Genomic DNA, 18,737 nt, shown 5'->3' on the forward strand with positions numbered 1-18,737 from the left:
TATCCGATAACGATAACCACACCCGGCATAGTGTTGCGTCCAGCCGGCCATGCTGTGAACTGCCCCAAGGAGAAGACAATGCATTTCCTGACTACCGATCTGTGCGACGACAACGATGATGTCAGAGTGCTCGAGCCACTGTTTCGTGACTTTGGCGATGCCAGGCGCTTCGCCGGGCGTATCGTCACGCTGAAACTGTTCGAGGACAACTCGCTGGTGCGCGAGACGCTGACTGAAACCGGCAACGGCCGCGTGCTAGTGGTCGATGGAGGCGGCTCGACCCGCTGTGCGCTAATGGGGGACCAGATCGGCGAACTGGCTGTCGCCAACAGCTGGGCAGGCGTGGTGATCTACGGCTGCGTACGTGACACGGTCGTGCTGAGCAGCCTGCCGCTGGGCGTAAAGGCACTGGCCGTCCATCCGAAGAAGTCGCTCAAGCGCGGAGAAGGGCAGCGTGACATCCCGGTCAGCTTCGCCGGTGTTACCTTCCATCCGGGCGAATGGCTGTACGCCGACGAGGACGGCATTATCGTCTCCTCACGCGCATTGCTGTAACCCTTCTCTATCCCTCACGCTCCCCGGCCGGTTGAAGCACCGCATCCGGCCGGGGCAGTAGAAGACGGGCCCATAACTGGCTTGAGGCCAAGCCTCAACTCTGCCGCCACCGTCCATCGATGAGCTGTCGGGTACGCGAGCCTCCCCAGCCTCCCGCCTTCGCAGCCAATTTACCACTCACCTCTCTGCCGCTGGCCAAACAGCTCTCCGGGCGGATCAACATCAGCATATCGGCCGCCTGACCAGGCGGGCCCTGCGGAACTACCTGATGATCTCAGCCTGGCAAAACACAGCCAACCTTGTCGCGTTCGCTGACAAAGAGTGGTGGCAAACGGTGGCGGTCAGGGTGGCGCAACACACGACCGGATGCGCGGTCCCGCATGCCGAGCTGTTCGGCTGGCTCACCCTCAACTCTGCCGCCGCTTCGCCTCATCCGGTAGCCACCCAGGATAGTGCGGCAGCGTATCGAGCACCTCGACCCAGTCAATGTGCTCATTCCACCAACAATGCGTGGTCGGTGTCAGCCGGCCCGGCTCGTCGAGGCTCGCGGCGGTCAGGTCGATCTCACCCGGCCATTGCACATGCTGGTAACTGAGCGTAGTACCGCAGTGCGGGCAGAAACCGCGCTCGACGCCGGGCGAACTCGCGTAGCGAGCCGGCGCCTCGGCAGTCCAGGTCAACTGTTCGAGCGCCACGGTAAACCAGCTGACAAACGCCGCGCCACTTGCCTTGCGGCAGCTGCTGCAATGGCAATGGGTGACGGTGTGCGGCGGCTCACCGCTCAGTCGGTAACGGACCCGGCCACACAGGCAGCTGCCCTTCATTGTCGTCATGGCCACTCCTCCCCTTATGTATTTCGAGTCACTGGCCACGCTCCCGGCCCGGCGCGCCGGCGCAGACAGTACAAGTAATACGGCAAGAAAGCGCAATACAGCAGCAGGATTTATGTCAGCGACGGTTAGAACCTGTTCAAAGTCTTTTTATGGCAGTTCCTCCGGGGCCGACCCCTGTCGGCACATCACGTTGTCGTTCGTCCCTCGCAGTGAACAGAACTCTCTCCTCGCGCTGCATTCGGCACAGCCGTAATAAAGACTTGAACGGACTCTTAATGCCGTTTTAACTCAGTATCGGCCCCACCTACCGTTTCGGCCATGCATCCAGTGGGCCGACCAACAAAAAAAGGCGACGGAATTCCGTCGCCTTTTTGTCGCGCCATTGCCCACACAGATCGCATGGCCGGCAGGCTTGCTCGCCCTACCCGCCCTGCCCGCCCTTGTCAGCGGCTCGCGGAGGGCCAGCCCAGATCAGCCCATTTGCACTGGCGTGCCGCCGTGCTTCACCTCGGTGATCTGGTTCTTCTCGTCGACAAAGACCAGCGCCGGCTTGTGATCGGCGATCTCCGACTCCTCGAAGTGGGCGAAAGTGGCGATGATCAGCAGATCGCCCGGCGCGGCGCGGCGCGCGGCCGAGCCGTTCACCGAAATCGTGCCCGATCCGCGCTCGGCACGAATCGCATAGGTGGCGAAGCGCTCACCGTTGGTCACGTTCCAGATCTGGATCTCTTCGTATTCGCGTATATCGGCGGCCTCGAGCAGGTTCTCGTCGATCGCACACGAACCGATGTAATGCAGCTCCGAATGGGTGGTGGTCACACGGTGGAGCTTGGCTTTCAGCATACTGCGCTGCATGGTGTCTTCCTAAAAGTTCCTGTCCCGGGAGAGCGAGCTCAGCGGGTCACTTCGATATTGTCGATCAGACGCGGCTTGCCCAGGCGTGCCGCGGCCAGCACCACCAGGCGGTGCGCACCGGCATGGCCGATCTCCAGCGTGTCGGCATCGCGCACCTCGACATAGTCGACCTGCCAGCCATTGGCGGCGAGGTCGTCGATGGCGGACTTTTCCAGCGAGGCGTAATCGTTCTCACCGGCCTCGAGCGCATCGGCGATGCGGCGCAGATTGCGGTAGAGACGCGGCGCCTCGGCACGCTCTGCTTCAGTCAGGTAGCCGTTGCGCGAGGACAGCGCCAGGCCATCATCGGCGCGGCCAGTGTCGACCGGCACGATCTCGATCGGCATGTTCAGGTCGTCGACCATCGCACGGATGATGTGCAGCTGCTGGTAGTCCTTCTTGCCGAAGCAGGCCACGTCCGGCTGCACGATGTTGAACAGTTTGCTGACCACGGTGGCAACGCCCCGGAAATGACCGGGGCGGAACGCGCCGCACAGCTCGTTCTGAACATGCGGCGGCTCGACGTTGAAGTCCTGCTTCACGCGCGGGTAGAGCTCGCGCTCGTCCGGGAAGAACAGCGCGTCCACCCCGGCCTCGCGCAGCTTCTCTGCATCGGCGTCATAGGTACGCGGATAGGCGTCGAAATCCTCACCCTGGCCAAACTGCAGCCGGTTGACGAAGATGCTCACCACCACCTTGTCGGCGCGCTGCTTGGCCTCACGCACCAGCGCCAGGTGGCCGGCGTGCAGGTTGCCCATCGTCGGTACGAAGGCGATCTTGCCGGCAGTCTTGCGCCAGGCGCGCATGTCGGCGATCGAACGAATCACTTGCATTGTCTTTTCCCGTCCAGCTCAGAAGGTATGTTCGGCGGCCGGGAAGGTCTGCGCCTTCACCTCGCGCACATAGGCGCCCACGGCCCCCTGAATGCTACCCGCCTCGACCATGAAATTCTTGACGAAACGCGCCTTCTTGCCCGGGTACACGCCGAGCATGTCGTGCAGCACCAGCACCTGGCCGTCGCAGTCCGCGCCGGCGCCGATGCCGATGGTGCCGGCGGCGATTTCGTCGGTGACGCGGCGAGCCAGCTCAGCCGGCACGCACTCGAGCACCACCAGCGCGGCGCCGGCATCGGACAGCGCCTTGGCGTCGACCAGCAGCTGCTCGGCGGCGGCATCGGTCTTGCCCTGTACCTTGTAGCCGCCCAGCGTGTTCACCGACTGTGGCGTCAGGCCGATGTGACCACAGACAGGGATGCCGCGCTCCACCAGGAAGCGCACCGTGTCAGCCATGAAGGCTCCGCCTTCCAGCTTGACCATATGGGCGCCGGCCTGCATCAGCGCCACCGACGCGGCGAACGCCTGCTCTCGGCTTTGTTGGTAGCTGCCGAACGACAGGTCGGCGACGATCAGCGCCGTCTTGCTGCCGCGCGCCACACAGGCGGTGTGGTAGACCATCTCATCCAGGGTCACCGGCAGAGTGGAATCCCGGCCTTGCACCACCATGCCCAGCGAGTCGCCAACCAACAGCATCTCAACGCCCGCCTCTTCCAGCAGTGCGGCAAAACTCGCTTCGTAGCAGGTCAGCATGGCGATCTTGTGCCCTTCGCTGACCATCTTTTGCAGGGTGGTAACCGTAATACGCATGACTAATCCTCGTTGCTTCGGAGACGGCGCCCGGATCGTAGCCGGGCACTCTAGGAGTTATCGGGCCGCTTCTGGCGGCCGCGATCTACTGTCTAGGGCGTTGCGTTCAAACGCTCTTGTTAAAGTAGCTGCGCTGACCGCGCATTTCGGTGATGCAGCGCAACAATAGCTCGAAATCCTCGTCACCATCAACAAAGTTCAGGTGATCGGTATTCACGATCAGGAGCGGCGCATTTTCATACCGATGGAAGAACTCGCTATACGCTGCGTGCACCTCGTCGAGAAAACCTTCAGGGAAGCTCATCTCGTAGTCGCTGCCCTTGGCGGCAACGCGTTTTTGCACCACATCGGGCGACGCCTGCAAGTAGATCACCAGATCCGGCACCGGGTGCTCGGGCATCAGGCGGGCGGCGATGTAACGGTACAGCGCCAGCTCGTCTTCCTGCAGGATGGTACGGGCGAAAACCGCATCCTTCTCGAACAGGAAATCGGACACGATCGGCGAGGCCAACAGGTCGCCGTCGAGCATGGCGCGCGCCTTCTCGGAACGCTGTTGCAGGAACGAGAGCTGGGTAGCCAGGCCGTGCTGGGCTGCGTTGCGATAGAAACGCGGTAGGAATGGATTGGCCTCGGGCTCTTCGGCCACCAGCTTCACTTCCCAATAGTCGGCCAGCCGACGGGCCAGTTCGGACTTGCCGGCCCCGATCGGGCCTTCGACCACCACATAGCGCAGGTTAGACATCATACTGTTTCCCCCTGGGTTTTGGTCTATCGCGCCGCTTCAGACGGCGTCGTCATACTTTCGGATATCGTCGCAAGCCAGACCGGCAGCGAGCTGGGCCGCCGTGCCATGCGTGCCCACGGCCACCTCCGGCGCGATCTCGGCCAGCGGCACCAATACGAAGGCACGCTCGTGCATGCGCGGATGCGGCACGGTCAGACGCTCGTCGTCGAGGGTGACTCCCTCGTACAGCAGCACGTCGAGGTCGAGCACCCGTGGCGCGTTACGGAAGGTGCGCACCCGCCCGAAACGAGTTTCCACTTCCATCAACGTGTCGAGCAACTGGTGCGGGCTCAGCGAGGTGTCGAGTTCAGCCACTGCGTTGATGAAGTCGGGCTGGTCGAGGTAACCAACCGGGGCAGTACGGTACAACGACGAGGCGCGCACCAGGCGCACGCCGTCGTTTTCGGCCAGCGCTGCCAGCGCGGCGCGCACCTGCTCGGCCGGCGCTTCGAGATTGCTGCCCAGGGCGATGAAGGCGCGGCTCATGCCCCACCTCCCTGTCCGCCCTGACCGCCACCGGCCGGCTTGCGACGGCGGCGGCGCTTGCGCTGCGCGGCGGCGCCGGAAGACGGCTCGTCCTTGGCTGTGCGGATCATCTCGAGCCGCTCGTCGTCGTCGGCGTCCTGGAAATCTCCCCACCACTTGGCGAGGCTCATCGGCACCTCGCCGACCTCGGCGCGCAGCATCAGGAAGTCGTAGGCGGCGCGGAAGCGAGGCTGCTCCACGAGGCGGAATGGCCGCTGCCCGACCCTGCTGTCAAAGCGCGGCTGCAGCGTCCAGATCTCGCGCATCGTCGCACTGAAGCGGCGCGGGATCGCGAATTCGTTGTCCTGCTCCGACTCCACGTCGGCCATGGCGCTCATCAGTGCGGGGATCGGTTTCTCGCCGTCGCGCTGATAGCCCTGCCAGCGCTGGTTGACCTGCTGCCACAGTAAAGTGGCGAGCAGGAAGCCCACCGACACCGGCTTGTCGGCGCGGATGCGCTCGTCGGTCGAGTCGAGCGCCAGCTTGATGAAGGCTTGGCCGCCGCTGTCGTCCATCACTGCGTCCAACAGCGGGAAAATGCCGCTCGACAGGCCTTCGTCGCGTAGCTTGTTCAGACAGGCGTAGGCATGGCCGGAATGCAAGAGCTTGAGCATTTCGTCGAACAGTCGCGCCGGCGGCTCCTTCTTCAAAAGGTGCGCATGCGCGGCGATCGGCTTGCGGGTGGCATCGTCGATCTCGAAGCCAAGCTTGGCGGCCAAACGCACCGCACGCAGCATCCGCACCGGGTCTTCCTGGTAGCGCTTGGCCGGCTGGCCGATCATCACCAGCTTTTTGGCGTGCAGGTCCTTGGCGCCGTGATGGTAGTCGACGACGGTCTCTTCGGCCGGGTCGTAAAACAGGGCGTTGACGGTGAAGTCGCGGCGGTGTGCATCCTCTTCCTGGCTGCCATAGGTGTTGTCGGCCATGATCCGACCGCTATCGCTCTTGCTGGCGACTTCGCCACCGCGGAAAGTGGTCACTTCGATGGTTTCCGGTCCTACCATTACATGGACGATGCGGAAGCGCCGACCGATGATGCGCGAACGGCGAAACAGGTGATGCACCTGTTCGGGCGTGGCATTGGTGGCAATGTCGAAGTCTTTTGGCTGCACGCCGAGCATCAGGTCGCGAACGGCACCACCGACCACGTAAGCGGAGAAGCCGGCTTCCTGCAGGCGGGTTACCACCTTGCGGGCGGCGTAACTCAGCCCGTCGCGGCGCACGCCGTGCTGGCTGAACGGAATGATTTTGGGCTTGACGCTCTGGCGACCGAGCGCCGGTAGCTTGAGCACACGTCGGATAAGCTTGCGGATCATTGAGATGGAGAAAAGAAGGAAAAGGATGCGCAAGAAAGGCGAAGAAGGCCAGATTATAGCCTGAATCGCCCACCGAAAAACACCTGAAACCCAGGTCCTTTATAGCGCGCCGGCCGACCGTGCGGCGCCGACGACAAGCGCGCCGCGGCACTTCGCTCTACAATCGCCGCCATCCGATTGATCGATTTTGGAACACCCCGCTGTGACCGCTACCCTTGCCCTTGCCCTGCAAACCCGTCCCGACGTGCCGGGCTTTCGCCGCCTGTTCGGCTTTGATGCCGGCATCAGCGACGAGAATGTCAGCGACTTTGCGCTGCAGCGCCGCCGCGCCGAATCCGGTGGAGAGCAGCTGCCGCCGCACCTGCACCGCATCGTGACGATCGCCGCCGTGCTGCGCCAGGCCGACGACCAGCTTGTGCTGGCGAGCTTCGCCGGCGACGGCGGCGACGAAGCCGCCCAGTTGACCGCTCTGTTCGCGCTGATCGAGCAGCACCAGCCCCAGCTGGTCACCTGGGACGGCAATACGCTGCCGGTGCTGCAGCACCGTGCGCTGGTGCACGGGCTGGCCGCCCCCGCTTTCTGTCGCCTCGCAGCCAGCGAAACCGGCCACCTTGACCTCTCCGCCGCACTGGCACCGCATTCGGCCACCAACAATGTCTCGCTCGACGAGCTGGCGCGGCTGTGTGGCTTCGCCGGCCGCCGCGGCGCCCACCCCGAAGGGTTGGCCGAAGCCGATGCGTTGGCGCTCTACCAGCTACTGCAGGGCTTCGAGCAACTGCGCGGCGAGCTGCCGCAGGGCGACCGCCAGCAGGCGCTGCGTGCTCTGCGTCATGCGCTGGCAGCAGAGAGCGATGCCCGCTGGCAGGCGCTGCTGGCGGCCTGGCCTGCCGCTCCGGCCTCGGCTTGACAGCATCTGGCCGCAGGCGTAGGCTGACTCTTGCGCCGATTTGATGACCGCTTGCGGGCGCAAGGACGAAATAAATCCAGCTAAAGCGTCGGAACCGGTAACCCCGCATCCGTCGTTTGGACATGCGGGGTTTTTCATGTCCGCACGGTTTTCCCTCCCGCCAGCGTCCTCCCGAATCGACCACCCTTGGTGCTACAGGCACCGGCGCCGTTTTAATCGACAACTTGCAGGGCGCCGAGAACCCGTTACAGACCTTTTTGCCGCCAAGGCGGCTGTCGCGACGGAATTCTTAAAGCTGCTAAAGCGTCGCCTGGCGACGAGCCGGGCGCGCGCAAACCGCTACCCGACTTGATAAAGGACGCCTCATGTACGACTGCCAGCGTGACGACTACACCGATTTTTCCGTTAACGACTACGCTCCCACTATCCGCCCACGCCCCTTGTGTGGCAACGTGATAGCCACTGCCGCCAGCCCGAGCGAACAACCCGAATTGATCGAACTGGTGCAGTTTGCCGGCGGGCTCGGCTACTCCGCCAATCTCCACCACGACACAGTAACGCTCGGCGACGTCAGCCTCGGTGACGCGCTGGCGATCAATGCCCGCTTCGGCGCCACGCTGGTGATCTGTGCAGACCTGCGCCGCAACCCGCCGATCCGCTTCGACGACTAAGCCCGCCCCGACAGGACAAAGCCCGCCCCCCGACGCTATAATCGGGGGCTTTTCTTCATTCTTGTCCGGGACTTATGCTCTTCGAGCTCAAGCGTGCCCCGCGCGCCGAGATCCGGCGCGAAGCCGGCACCCTGATCCATCTGGCCCTGCCGATGCTGATCGCCCAGGTAGCGCAGGTCGGCACCGGCTTCGTCGACACGGTGATGGCCGGTCGCGTCGGCACCGGTGATCTGGCCGCCGCCGCGCTGGGCAGCAGCGTGTTCATCACCCTGTACGTCACGCTGATGGGGGTCGCGACCTCGCTCAACCCCATCCTGTCGCAGCTCTACGGCGCCGACGACAAACGGGCGATCGGCGAGACCGGCCGCCAGGGGCTGTGGTTCGGCCTCATGCTCGGCCTGTTCGGCATGGCGCTGATGTTCGCGCTGCAAGCACCATTGCGCGCCTGGCTGACGCTGCCGACCGAGGTCGAAGACAAAATCATGCTGTTCATCACCGGCGCGGCGCTCGGCATGCCAGCGGCGATGATGCACCGGGCGCTACACGCGTACGCCTCGAGCCTGGGCCGGCCCAAGGCGATCATGTACGTCAGCATCACAGCACTGTTGCTCAACATCCCGCTCAACTACGCCTTCATCCACGGCCTGCTCGGCCTGCCAAAGATGGGCGGAGCCGGTTGCGGCTGGGCGACCGGCACGGTGTTCTGGTTCAACGCAATCGCACTGTTCTGCTACATCGCCCGCCATGAGTATTTCAAGCCGTTTGGTCTGACCGAGCGCTTCAGTCGTCCAAGCCCGAAACGATTCAAAGAGTTCCTGCGCCTCGGTCTGCCGATGGGCCTGTCGTACTTCGTCGAGGTTAGCCTGTTCACCTTCATCGCGTTCCTGATCACCGGCTTCGGCACGGTATACGTAGCGAGCCAGCAGGCGGTGATCAACTTTTGCAGCCTCGTCTACATGGTGCCGCAGAGCGTGTCGACCGCGCTGTCGGTGCGAGTCGGCCAGAACGTTGGCGCCGGCAACCCGCATGGCGCGCGCTTCGTCAGTGCGGTCGGTCTTGGCGTCGGCTTCGCCGCGGCGCTGTTGATCGCTCTCCTCGTACTACTGCTGCGCACTCTGATCATGCAGATGTATTCGACCGACCCCCAGGTAGTAACGATCGGCGCGACGCTATTGATCTTCGCCGCCTTCTTCCAGCTCAGCGATGCCACCCAGACCATCGCCTCTGGCGCGCTGCGCGGTTACAAACTGACTACCGTGCCGATGATGATCCACAGCGTGTCGTTCTGGGGCGTGGGCCTCGGGCTTGGCAGCTGGCTCGGTCTGTCGCACGGCGACCTGCTCGGCTACACGCGGCCGATGGGCGTGTACGGCTTCTGGGTCGCGCTGGTGATCAGCCTGACCGCCGCGGCGATCCTGCTGGTCAGCTATCTGTCGTATGCCAGCCGTCAGCGGCTGGCACACTCACCACAATAAGGTTGTCATCCCGTGAGCCTCACCTTTGTCTCTGACCACCCGCTAACCTCGCTCAATACCTTCGGTATCGCCGTGAGAGCGCGCCACTTCACCCCGCTGGCTGAGCTGACCGACCTGCCGGCGCTCTTGGCGAGCGAGCCGTATCGCACCGGACCAGTGCTGTGGCTAGGTGGTGGCAGCAACCTGCTGTTCACCCGCGACTACCCGGGGCTGGTCATTAAGGTGGCACTGAAAGGGATTCGGGTACTGGAAGAAGATGGCAACACCGTGTTGGTTGAGGCCGCTGCCGGCGAAACCTGGCACGACTTCGTCTGTCACACCCTGGCCGAGGGCTGGAGCGGACTCGAGAACCTGAGCCTGATCCCCGGCACTGTCGGCGCTGCACCGATCCAGAACATCGGCGCCTACGGCGTCGAGGTGAAGGACGCGCTCGAGAGCGTGGTGTGTGCCGACCTGACTCGTGGCGGCGAGCCTGTTGCCCTGAGCTGCGCCGACTGCCGCTTCGGCTACCGCGACAGCGTGTTCAAGCACGAGGCCGCCGGCCGCCTGTTGGTCACCGCGGTGCGCTTCCGCCTGTCGCGTCACGCCACGCTCAAGACCGGCTATGGCGATATTCAGCGCGAGCTGGACACACAGGGCATCAGCGCACCGACCGCGCAGGACGTCGCGCGCGCGGTGATCGCAATCCGGCAGAGCAAGCTGCCCGACCCGGCAGTGCTCGGCAACGCCGGCAGCTTCTTCAAGAACCCGGTGATCGACACCGAGCAGGCCGACGCGCTGTTGGCCCGTTTCCCTACCTTGCCGCACTACCCGGCGCCGACCAACCGGGTAAAGCTTGCCGCCGGATGGCTGATCGACCAAGCCGGCCTGAAGGGCTACCGCCAAGGCGCCGCTGGAGTCCACGAGAAACAGGCGCTGGTGCTGGTCAACCACGGCGGTGCCAGCGGCAGCGAAATCCGCGCGCTGGCCCAACATGTGCAGGACACGGTGCAAGAGCGCTATGGCGTTGCGCTGGAGCCGGAACCACTAGTGCTCTGACCCCACCTATCCCTTCCCCCCCATTCGGCCAACCTTGCGCAAGGTTGGCCGAATCGTTTCTGCCTTGCCGCAAACCATATTGCCGTTGCCCAAAAACCACAGCAACAGTCAATCTATTGGACATCACGTCGTGCATTTTTGCGAAATTCTACATTTAGTCTGATTTATTTCATCGAATTTCTGCACAAAAGTAAGCCGCATTGATTTTTCTTTGACGTTTTGTCGTTTGTTCGCCAGTCTGAAATAAGACCCGCCCTCGCCGGCAACTGCGATCCAGCCACCAGCGAGAAGGCGGCAACGCCATAAGACAAGGGAAATCACCATGAGCATGCACCCCACCCCCAGTAGCAAGTACCGGGCATTCCAGCCCATCGACCTGCCAGACAGGCAGTGGCCGAGTCGGCGCATTACCCACGCGCCGATCTGGATGAGCACCGACCTGCGCGACGGCAACCAGTCGTTGATCGAACCAATGAGTGTCACCAAGAAGCTGAAGATGTTCGAGACACTGATCGGCATCGGCATGAAGGAAATCGAGGTGGCATTCCCATCCGCCTCGCAGACCGACTATGATTTCGTGCGCAAGCTGATCGAGGAAGACCGCATTCCTGCCGACGTGACGATCGAGGTGTTGACGCAGTCGCGCGAGGACCTGATTCGACGCACCGTCGACTCGCTCACCGGCGCCCGCCGCGCCATCGTCCACCTCTACAACGCGATCGCGCCGAGCTTCCGCCGCATCGTGTTCAACGCCAGCCGCGACGAGGTGAAAGAACTAGCGCTCAGCGGCACCCGATTGATCAAGGCATTGACCGACAGCCGCCCGGACACCGAATGGGTGTTCGAGTACTCGCCAGAAACCTTTTCGATGAGTGAGATCGACTTCGCACTCGAAGTGTGCGACGCGGTATCGGCGATTTGGCAGCCGACGCCAGAGCGCAAAATGATCATCAACCTGCCGGCGACGGTCGAGATGTCCACGCCGAACACCTACGCCGACCAGATCGAGTGGATGCACCGCCATCTTGCACGTCGCGACAGCATCGTATTGTCGGTCCACCCGCACAACGACCGCGGCACCGCCGTGGCGGCGGCTGAACTCGCGCAGATGGCCGGAGCCGACCGGGTGGAGGGCTGCCTGTTCGCCAGCGGCGAGCGCACCGGCAACGTCGACCTCGTGACCTTGGCGCTCAATCTGTACAGCCAGGGCATCGCGCCGGGTCTCGACTTTTCCGACATCGACGCGGTGCGTCAGGTCGCCGAATACTGCACCGGCCTGCCGGTGCATCCGCGTCACCCTTACGCCGGCGACCTGGTATTCACCGCCTTCTCCGGCTCGCATCAAGACGCGATCAAGAAAGGTATGGCGGCACAACGCTCCGACGTACCGTGGGAAGTGCCCTATTTGCCGATCGACCCAGCCGACGTCGGCCGCAACTATGACGCGGTGATCCGCGTCAACAGCCAGTCAGGCAAGGGCGGGGTCAGCTACCTGTTGCAGCACGAGCACGGCTTCGACCTGCCACGCCGTCTGCAGATCGAATTCTCGCGCGCGATCCAGCGCATCAGCGATCTGACGGGCAAAGAAGTGCACGGCGACGACATCTACGCGCTGTTCAAATCCGAATATCTCGACCAGACCGCACCGTACGGCTACCGTCATCACCGCGTCAGTGGCGCCAGCGGCGAACCGGTGACAGTCAACGCCGAATTGGACGTAGCCGGCATGCGCTGCACTGTTGAAGGCAGTGGCAGCGGGCCGCTTGAGGCCTTCATAAATGCGGTCAACGCTGTACTGGGCCTCGAAGTGCTGGTTCTCGACTACCACGAGCACGCGATCGGTAGCGGCGCAGATGCGCAGGCAGCCTGTTATATCGAAATGCGCGTAAAGGGCGGGGCGACGCTATTCGGCGTCGGGGTCGACAAGGACATCATCGCCGCGGCGATTCGCGCGGTGCTGTCCGGGGTGAACCGGCAAAGCCTCGCTGGTGGCATCGAGAAACCCACGAGCCAGACCTTCGCCATCTGACCCCCTTCTTCCCACCGCCCGGCACATGCCGGGCGGCATTTTTTGATGCGCTTCGTCCCTCACAGGTGAACCCAACCCTTGCATCACCAGCCCAGATTGCCGCTTCCCGCCGCCGAACAGTGCCCTCCTCCCAGTTGCCGGTTTGTGATGCATCGCCGCAACAGTAATTCGCGAATCTTGGCACCTGAAATGTTGTTGAAATATGACACCAAGCCAGATGGGCCGGCCCCACTACAGCCCGTGCTAGGGAAAACCCCAACTGTCGGAGCATGCACCGCCCCTCTTACGATGCCAGCGAACTGAACCCACAACACCGGGTCCGGTTCAGTCATGCCTGAGCCAACTTGTGGCATGACCATAACGGGGAACGTCCAGCCCCGGACACAAGAGAGAACGGCGACGCCGCCCCGAAGCGCAGCGGCGCGCCGACATAAAGAATTAGGGGAATTACGTGAGCAACTACAAGAAGATGACCTACCTGGCAGCTGCCCTGGCACTGCCGCTGGCGGCCCACGCCGATGTGACGATTTACGGCCTGATGAGCGCGGGTGTCGAATCCACCAAAGTCACCGGCAATGGCACCTCCACCACCACCGGCCGCGTCGAAGACCTGAACTCGCGCATCGGCTTCAAAGGGAACGAAGATCTCGGCAATGGCCTGAAAGCGATCTGGCAGGTGGAGAGCAGCCTGCGCAACTTCGAGCAGGGCGGCACCAACGACAAGAACCAAAGCGCCACGTTCGCCACCCGCAACACCTTCGTCGGCCTGCAGGACGGTGACTGGGGGACCGTACAACTCGGCCTCTACGACTCCGCCTACAAGCGCATGACCACCAGTGACATCGGCATCAACCTGTGGCACGACACCGAAGGCGACCTCAACCCGAGCAGTGTCAACGGCGTAGCCAACCGCCGCAACGCCCGCCTTGCCAACAGTGTGCACTACACCTCGCCGGTGTGGAGCGGCTTTCAGTTCGGCGTGTCCTACGGCTTCGACGAACAGCGCCCGACCGCAACCAACGGCACTCGCCAAAACGACGACCGCTTCGACGTCGCCGCCGAATACACCTCCGGCGGCCTGAAACTCGGGCTCGGCTACGACCACGAGGGCGACAAGCTCAACAGCGGTGCCACCGCAGATGGTCAACAGCACATCAACGGCGCGAAGGCGGCCGGCTCCTACACCTTCGCCAGCACCGGCACCCTGATCGGCGCCAGTTATGAGCGCGTCAAGACCAGCAACAACGGTACGCCGGACACCACCCAGGACGATTGGATGGTGGCCCTGTCGCAGCCGATCACCGGGCGGTTCACCGCCAAGCTGGTGTACGCGCAACTGGGCAAGCTGGATGGCGCGACCAACCCGGACGACTTTAAGGCCAAGCAGTGGGTTGCCGGCGTGACTTACGACGTGTCCAAGCGCACCCAGCTGTTCCTCTACGGCACCAAGATCCTGAACAACGCGCAGCAGAACGCCAACTTCGTCACCGACCCGCTCTACACCAGTGGCATCGGTACCGACAAGGCGGCGCTGGCCAAAGGGGCCGACCCGCAGGTCTTCACCCTGGGCATGAGCCACCTGTTCTAAGTTTCCAAGCGACTCTCAGTCAGTCCACTCGCCCGGCCGCCCGCATTACGGGGATGCCGGGCTTTTTTTCGCCCGGCCGATGCTGACCTAAGACCCGGCAGCGACTCAAACGGGCCATAAATCCGGCCGCATCATAGCCACAGCCTCACCATTCTGTTGTCCCGTTCCACAACCCTCCTACCTAGCCGGCCCAACCACCGCCTCGGCCAGGATCGGGAGATCCGCATATACCTCCCGCACCGTCGCATTACGCGTCAGCAGCCCGACCACTTCGGGCAACGGCTCGGGCAGGTTCGTTGCATAGTCGCGCTCTCCAACGCGGTCGTCGGCAGGGAAGGCCAAGCGCTCCAGCGGCGGACAGAACTGCGCGTCGACCCCCGGCTTGTTGCCGCGCGGGTCGATCCGGTACCAGCCGACTGACTCCAGATGGACTGTGTTCAGGCCGTGCAGAGTGTAGGGGAAGCCACCACCCTCCAGCGATAGATACTGATAGCAGAGCCCGGCTGGAATCCCGTTGGCGCGCAGCAGCGCAGCGAGCAGATGACTCTTCGCATAACAGTAGCCGGTCGCATGAAGTAACACGTCCGATGCCCGGCAGGTCACCGGATTGAACGGATCATCGCGGTAGTCCCAGCTGTGACGGATTCGATCTCGGACGAACTCGAAACAGCGCTGCGCTACTTGTTGCGCATCACTCGCACCATCGGTCAGCTCGCGCGCCTTGGTGAGCACCGCCGGATGCTGCCAGTCTATCCATTCACTGTGGGCCAAGTACGGTTCCATCTACAGCCCCTACGCATCAAAATGCCAAAATCATAGCACTTCGCAACTATGTCGACATGCCACTCGCCGTTCCAGCAATGCCTCCTAGCTGACTCACAGCCCACCTCGCCAGGCCCCCCCACCCGGCGAATTGCAGCGCCTCAAGCGGGTAGCGCGAACTGATACCAACACAGACGGCAGACTCTCGACAATAACCAGAGCTGGTTCAACAAGCAGGAAAACATTGTGGCTTATCAGCCGCCCCTCATTACCGGACGCGCAAGTCACCCAAGTACTGCTTTGCGGCGCCCATGCCCATGCCGTGCCGAGGGCAGCTACCCGGTTATCAATTCAATGCGGTATGCAACAACCTGGCGGGGACAGGGCCGCCGAAACACCCCGACCTAATCGTCCGACTTGTCGTTCAGGTAACGCACATCATCGAAGGTAGCCATCCAATGCGGCCGATACACCACCAATATTGCGGTCAGCAAGCCCGACGTGAACGCCTCCGACCACGACAACAGAAAATAGAACGGCAAGGCTTCGAAGAACAGGAGATCACTCGGGTACGCGCCAGCCAGTGCCAGCGCCAGCACACCGCAGGCACCGGAAACGAAGAAGCTGGCACCACCGGCCAGAAAACCATTACCGAGGATATAGACGAACAGATTCGGCGGCAGGAAGCGCTCGGTCAGCTTCAGCGCCACGGCACTCAGCATCACCGGCGGCACCACGCTAATCAGAAAGCTCAACCCGGCCGCCTGCCAGTCACCGAGCCCGTAGGCAGTCGACACCAGCATCACCAATGCCAATGCCAACAGAGCCAGCCATGGCCCCATCATCAGCGTCAGCACGGTGGCGCCGAGCAGGTGGTAATTCAGGCCGGGCAGATAGCCACCGCGCACCATCCACATCACCATCGTCAGCACTGTCGCACCGAGCCAGGCATTCATCGCCGCCGGTGGCAGCCGACGCCAATGCACCCGCCAGACTGCCAAGCCGAGCACGCCGCCGGCAAGCAGATCGGCGATCAGCAGAATAGAAGGGGAAAACAGGGCAGCGGTGAAATTCATTGCGCGGGTAAGCACTGACTATGCCGTCATGGTACCAGAGCCTGCCGGCCGCCACGAATGACACGAGCCTGCGCCGCAGTTATCCTTACTGTTTTGCCTGAAAGATTCACCGCCATGCCCGCCGCCCTGCCCGCCGCCCACTTGATCGCCCAGCAAGTCAGCCTCGCGCTGGCCGAAGACATCGGCCGTACCGACTGGACAGCCCTGCTGATCGCTGCCGACACCGCTGGCCGCGCCACCGTGATCGCACGCGAAGCCGCAGTGATCTGCGGCCAGGCCTGGTTCGAGGAATGCTTCCGCCAGATCGACCCGAGCATCACAGTGCATTGGCTGGTAGCCGAAGGCAGCCAGGTAGCGCCCGACACGGTGCTGTGTGAACTGAGCGGCCCAGCCCGCGCGCTGCTCACCGGCGAGCGCTCGGCACTGAACTTCCTGCAATTGTTGTCGGCAGTGGCCACGGAAGCACGTCGCTATGTGGACGTCGTCGCCGGCACCCGCGCGCGCATTCTGGACACGCGCAAGACCGTCCCAGGCTTACGCCTGGCGCAGAAATACGCGGTGGCAGCCGGTGGTGGCCACAACCAGCGCGTCGGCCTGTACGACGGCATCCTGATCAAGGAAAACCACATCATGGCTGCCGGCGGCATCGCCCCGGCGCTACAGGCGGCGTTCGCGCTGGCACCACAGGACGTCACTGTACAGGTCGAGGTGGAAACCTTAGCCGAACTCGACGAAGCGCTCGCCGCCGGTGCCCGCCTGATACTGCTCGACAATATGAGCCTCGACGATATGCGCGAGGCAGTTCGCCGCAGTGCCGGCCGCGCCGAGCTGGAAGCGTCCGGCGGCATCGACCTCGCCACCGTGCGCGCAATCGCTGAAACCGGTGTCGACCGCATCTCAGTCGGCAAGCTGACCAAAGACGTGCAGGCGGTCGACCTGTCGATGCGCTTCAGCATCTGACCCGAGCTTGGCAGCTGAAGCGAACAACGCGCCCCAGAGGGCGCGTTTTGCATTGACCGAGTAAAAGCGATTCGACCAACCTTGCCGTTCAGCGGTGCAGGCAAGGCAGCGCAACAAGGCTCGGAAGGCATTGTCAGACGGGATCGACGCCCCCTCCCGCTGATCGCTTCTTAGTCGCCCAATTGCAACGCCAGCCGGTACAGCATTGCCGCCGTCGCACCCCACACCCGCTGGCCATCGAAGTCGAGCACCAGCCGGTGGTGTCGCTCGCCGTCGCGTAGGAACGCCTCGCGACGGTAGCGTCCGATATCGAGCGCCAGCTCCAGCGGCAGCTCGAACACCTCGGCCACCTCGCCCGGCGCAGGCGTCAGCTGTACCGGTGGCGCAATCAGGCCGACCACGGGGGTGACCACGAAATTGGTGATGGTGTTATAGAGCGGTAGCATGCCGACCACCTGCACTGCAGCACGGTCGAGACCGACCTCCTCATGCGCCTCGCGCAACGCCGCAGCCACCGGCCCCGCGTCGTGCGGATCGACCTTGCCGCCGGGGAAGCTCACCTGCCCCGGATGCTGACTCAGGTTGTCGGCACGGCGGGTCAGCAGCACGGTGGGGGACTCCGGGTGCCACAACAGCGGAATCAGTACCGCGGCCGGGCGCGGCGCAGTCAGCAGGATCGGCGCCGGCAGGTCGCCGCTTAGGTCGTCTCTTGCCGGCCCAGCCAGCCGCTCGGCCAACCAGCGCGACGCCTCCTCCTGACGCATCGCCAGCATCATGTCGCCCTCCCGCCATGATCCTGTGGCACGACCATCCCCAATGCGGCAACCGCCGCCTCGTTCAAACAAACCAAGCTATTCATTTACGCCTTGTTGTCCTTGCCGCGTCGGACATACAGCAATCCGGCCTCGCGGCGCGTTCACTCTGCTTCGACATGGGTTGTCACGATAGTAGCCCTACCCGGGAGCACTGCCTAGAGTATTGGCTCGACTGACCATGTATTGAGCCCCAACCCGGATCGCAAGGTTTGCGAGATTCAAACAATCGCTTACCATTTGGCATGGCTAGATCGAATGTTCTAGCAACTTCACCCACCACCCAAGGAGTCCCAGCGATGGCGCTGCTCAAAGAGTTCAAAGAATTTGCCATGCGCGGCAATGTGATCGACCTGGCGGTCGGTGTCGTTATCGGTGGAGCATTCGGCTCCATCGTCAAGTCACTGGTCGACGATGTGATCATGCCTCCGATCGGCCTGCTGATCGGCAACGTCGACTTCTCCAACCTGTTCATCGTACTGAAGGAAGGCACCAAGCAGGCCGGCCCGTACGTATCGGTTGCCGCCGCCAAGGCTGCCGGCGCAGTCACGTTGAATATCGGCCTGTTCATCAACGCCCTGGTGAGTTTCCTCATCGTCGCGTTCGCGATCTTCATGCTGGTAAAGGCGATCAATCGCCTAAAGCGCGAAGAGGCTCCGGCTCCGGTCGAGGCGACCACCAAGGATTGCCCGCACTGCCTGTCGAGCATTCCGCTAAAGGCCACCCGCTGCCCCCTGTGCACTTCGCAGCTGGATGCCGCTTGACCGTGCACGACTAGGCTCTTGCCCCCTCCAACGGCCGGCCCTTGGATCGGCCGTTTGTCATCACGAGGACGGCCGTTCCCATCCGCGAAGCCTGACGAACGGCAT

The 18,737-nt window shown here is 63.1% G+C and carries 19 protein-coding genes; 9 read left to right on the forward strand and 10 right to left on the reverse strand.

Annotated elements, in window-relative coordinates; genetic code table 11:
• Positions 1-78: 78 nt before the first annotated feature.
• Positions 79-555, forward strand: a complete 477-nt coding sequence (gene rraA, locus QU481_RS04030; protein WP_289828602.1) for a ribonuclease E activity regulator RraA — start codon at positions 79-81, stop codon at positions 553-555.
• 407 nt (positions 556-962) lie between these two features.
• On the opposite strand, the gene QU481_RS04035 is transcribed toward rraA, so the two are convergent.
• The 7 genes from QU481_RS04035 to pcnB all read right to left on the reverse strand — a co-directional run bounded on the left by QU481_RS04035 (position 963) and on the right by pcnB (position 6,550).
• Positions 963-1,388, reverse strand: a complete 426-nt coding sequence (locus QU481_RS04035) for a GFA family protein (protein WP_289828603.1) — start codon at positions 1,386-1,388, stop codon at positions 963-965.
• 471 nt (positions 1,389-1,859) lie between these two features.
• Positions 1,860-2,243, reverse strand: coding sequence for an aspartate 1-decarboxylase (panD, locus tag QU481_RS04040; protein ID WP_289828604.1), 384 nt, complete (start codon positions 2,241-2,243; stop codon positions 1,860-1,862).
• A 38-nt stretch (positions 2,244-2,281) separates the two neighbouring features.
• A complete protein-coding gene (gene panC, locus QU481_RS04045; RefSeq protein WP_289828605.1) occupies positions 2,282-3,115 on the reverse strand; it encodes a pantoate--beta-alanine ligase in 834 nt (277 codons plus the stop codon).
• A gap of 18 nt (positions 3,116-3,133) precedes the next feature.
• Positions 3,134-3,925, reverse strand: coding sequence for a 3-methyl-2-oxobutanoate hydroxymethyltransferase (gene panB / locus QU481_RS04050; protein ID WP_289828606.1), 792 nt, complete (start codon positions 3,923-3,925; stop codon positions 3,134-3,136).
• Positions 3,926-4,031: 106 nt separating this feature from the next.
• The gene (locus QU481_RS04055) at positions 4,032-4,670 is read right to left on the reverse strand and encodes a deoxynucleoside kinase (protein ID WP_289828607.1); all 639 of its coding nucleotides are present in this window, start codon (positions 4,668-4,670) and stop codon (positions 4,032-4,034) included.
• A gap of 36 nt (positions 4,671-4,706) precedes the next feature.
• Positions 4,707-5,195: a 2-amino-4-hydroxy-6-hydroxymethyldihydropteridine diphosphokinase gene (folK, locus tag QU481_RS04060; protein ID WP_289828608.1), complete on the reverse strand. Its 489-nt coding sequence runs from the start codon at positions 5,193-5,195 to the stop codon at positions 4,707-4,709.
• Positions 5,192-6,550 carry a polynucleotide adenylyltransferase PcnB gene (pcnB, locus tag QU481_RS04065; RefSeq protein WP_289828609.1) on the reverse strand — a complete coding sequence of 453 codons (1,359 nt, stop codon included), beginning with the start codon at positions 6,548-6,550 and terminating at the stop codon, positions 5,192-5,194. The genes folK and pcnB overlap by 4 nt, the downstream gene beginning before the upstream one ends.
• A 202-nt stretch (positions 6,551-6,752) precedes the next feature.
• On the opposite strand from pcnB, the gene QU481_RS04070 reads away from it, so the two are divergent.
• The 6 genes from QU481_RS04070 (at position 6,753) to QU481_RS04095 (ending at position 14,258) form a co-directional block, all read left to right on the forward strand.
• Complete coding sequence (locus tag QU481_RS04070; protein ID WP_289828610.1) at positions 6,753-7,457, forward strand: ribonuclease H-like domain-containing protein; 705 nt, start codon at positions 6,753-6,755, stop codon at positions 7,455-7,457.
• 365 nt (positions 7,458-7,822) lie between these two features.
• Positions 7,823-8,128, forward strand: coding sequence for a hypothetical protein (locus tag QU481_RS04075; protein WP_289828611.1), 306 nt, complete (start codon positions 7,823-7,825; stop codon positions 8,126-8,128).
• 74 nt (positions 8,129-8,202) lie between these two features.
• Positions 8,203-9,603: an MATE family efflux transporter gene (locus tag QU481_RS04080; protein ID WP_289828612.1), complete on the forward strand. Its 1,401-nt coding sequence runs from the start codon at positions 8,203-8,205 to the stop codon at positions 9,601-9,603.
• Between the two features lie 12 nt (positions 9,604-9,615).
• Entirely contained in the window at positions 9,616-10,641 is a 1,026-nt protein-coding gene (gene murB, locus QU481_RS04085) for a UDP-N-acetylmuramate dehydrogenase (RefSeq protein ID WP_289828613.1), read from the forward strand.
• Between the two features lie 322 nt (positions 10,642-10,963).
• A complete protein-coding gene (gene leuA, locus QU481_RS04090; protein ID WP_289828614.1) occupies positions 10,964-12,670 on the forward strand; it encodes a 2-isopropylmalate synthase in 1,707 nt (568 codons plus the stop codon).
• Between the two features lie 451 nt (positions 12,671-13,121).
• Positions 13,122-14,258, forward strand: coding sequence for a porin (locus QU481_RS04095; RefSeq protein ID WP_289828615.1), 1,137 nt, complete (start codon positions 13,122-13,124; stop codon positions 14,256-14,258).
• Positions 14,259-14,435: 177 nt separating this feature from the next.
• Here the strand turns inward: QU481_RS04095 and QU481_RS04100 are convergent, their stop codons facing one another.
• Complete coding sequence (locus QU481_RS04100) at positions 14,436-15,041, reverse strand: transglutaminase-like domain-containing protein (protein WP_289828616.1); 606 nt, start codon at positions 15,039-15,041, stop codon at positions 14,436-14,438.
• Between the two features lie 383 nt (positions 15,042-15,424).
• Positions 15,425-16,111 carry an energy-coupling factor ABC transporter permease gene (locus QU481_RS04105; protein WP_289828617.1) on the reverse strand — a complete coding sequence of 229 codons (687 nt, stop codon included), beginning with the start codon at positions 16,109-16,111 and terminating at the stop codon, positions 15,425-15,427.
• A 99-nt stretch (positions 16,112-16,210) separates the two neighbouring features.
• Between QU481_RS04105 and nadC the strand changes: the two genes are divergently transcribed.
• Positions 16,211-17,056 (forward strand): carboxylating nicotinate-nucleotide diphosphorylase, encoded by an 846-nt coding sequence (gene nadC, locus QU481_RS04110; RefSeq protein WP_289828618.1) that lies wholly within the window; start codon positions 16,211-16,213, stop codon positions 17,054-17,056.
• 170 nt (positions 17,057-17,226) lie between these two features.
• On the opposite strand, the gene QU481_RS04115 is transcribed toward nadC, so the two are convergent.
• The gene (locus tag QU481_RS04115; RefSeq protein ID WP_289828619.1) at positions 17,227-17,832 is read right to left on the reverse strand and encodes a CoA pyrophosphatase; all 606 of its coding nucleotides are present in this window, start codon (positions 17,830-17,832) and stop codon (positions 17,227-17,229) included.
• 335 nt (positions 17,833-18,167) lie between these two features.
• Here QU481_RS04115 and mscL point away from each other — a divergent pair, with 335 nt between their 5' ends.
• The gene (mscL, locus tag QU481_RS04120; RefSeq protein ID WP_289828620.1) at positions 18,168-18,632 is read left to right on the forward strand and encodes a large conductance mechanosensitive channel protein MscL; all 465 of its coding nucleotides are present in this window, start codon (positions 18,168-18,170) and stop codon (positions 18,630-18,632) included.
• Positions 18,633-18,737 lie beyond the last annotated feature (105 nt).

The sequence above is a fragment of the Crenobacter oryzisoli genome (genome assembly GCF_030385785.1).
GTDB lineage: Bacteria > Pseudomonadota > Gammaproteobacteria > Burkholderiales > Chromobacteriaceae > Crenobacter_A > Crenobacter_A oryzisoli.

Bases quoted from the DNA above. Each gene is read 5' to 3' on its own strand.
- rraA (WP_289828602.1), top strand. From the start codon at position 79: ATGCATTTCCTGACTACCGATCTGTGCGACGACAACGATGATGTCAGA.
- QU481_RS04035 (WP_289828603.1), bottom strand. From the start codon at position 1,388: ATGACGACAATGAAGGGCAGCTGCCTGTGTGGCCGGGTCCGTTACCGA.
- panD (WP_289828604.1), bottom strand. From the start codon at position 2,243: ATGCAGCGCAGTATGCTGAAAGCCAAGCTCCACCGTGTGACCACCACC.
- panC (WP_289828605.1), bottom strand. From the start codon at position 3,115: ATGCAAGTGATTCGTTCGATCGCCGACATGCGCGCCTGGCGCAAGACT.
- panB (WP_289828606.1), bottom strand. From the start codon at position 3,925: ATGCGTATTACGGTTACCACCCTGCAAAAGATGGTCAGCGAAGGGCAC.
- QU481_RS04055 (WP_289828607.1), bottom strand. From the start codon at position 4,670: ATGATGTCTAACCTGCGCTATGTGGTGGTCGAAGGCCCGATCGGGGCC.
- folK (WP_289828608.1), bottom strand. From the start codon at position 5,195: ATGAGCCGCGCCTTCATCGCCCTGGGCAGCAATCTCGAAGCGCCGGCC.
- pcnB (WP_289828609.1), bottom strand. From the start codon at position 6,550: ATGATCCGCAAGCTTATCCGACGTGTGCTCAAGCTACCGGCGCTCGGT.
- QU481_RS04075 (WP_289828611.1), top strand. From the start codon at position 7,823: ATGTACGACTGCCAGCGTGACGACTACACCGATTTTTCCGTTAACGAC.
- QU481_RS04080 (WP_289828612.1), top strand. From the start codon at position 8,203: ATGCTCTTCGAGCTCAAGCGTGCCCCGCGCGCCGAGATCCGGCGCGAA.
- leuA (WP_289828614.1), top strand. From the start codon at position 10,964: ATGAGCATGCACCCCACCCCCAGTAGCAAGTACCGGGCATTCCAGCCC.
- QU481_RS04100 (WP_289828616.1), bottom strand. From the start codon at position 15,041: ATGGAACCGTACTTGGCCCACAGTGAATGGATAGACTGGCAGCATCCG.
- nadC (WP_289828618.1), top strand. From the start codon at position 16,211: ATGCCCGCCGCCCTGCCCGCCGCCCACTTGATCGCCCAGCAAGTCAGC.
- QU481_RS04115 (WP_289828619.1), bottom strand. From the start codon at position 17,832: ATGATGCTGGCGATGCGTCAGGAGGAGGCGTCGCGCTGGTTGGCCGAG.
- mscL (WP_289828620.1), top strand. From the start codon at position 18,168: ATGGCGCTGCTCAAAGAGTTCAAAGAATTTGCCATGCGCGGCAATGTG.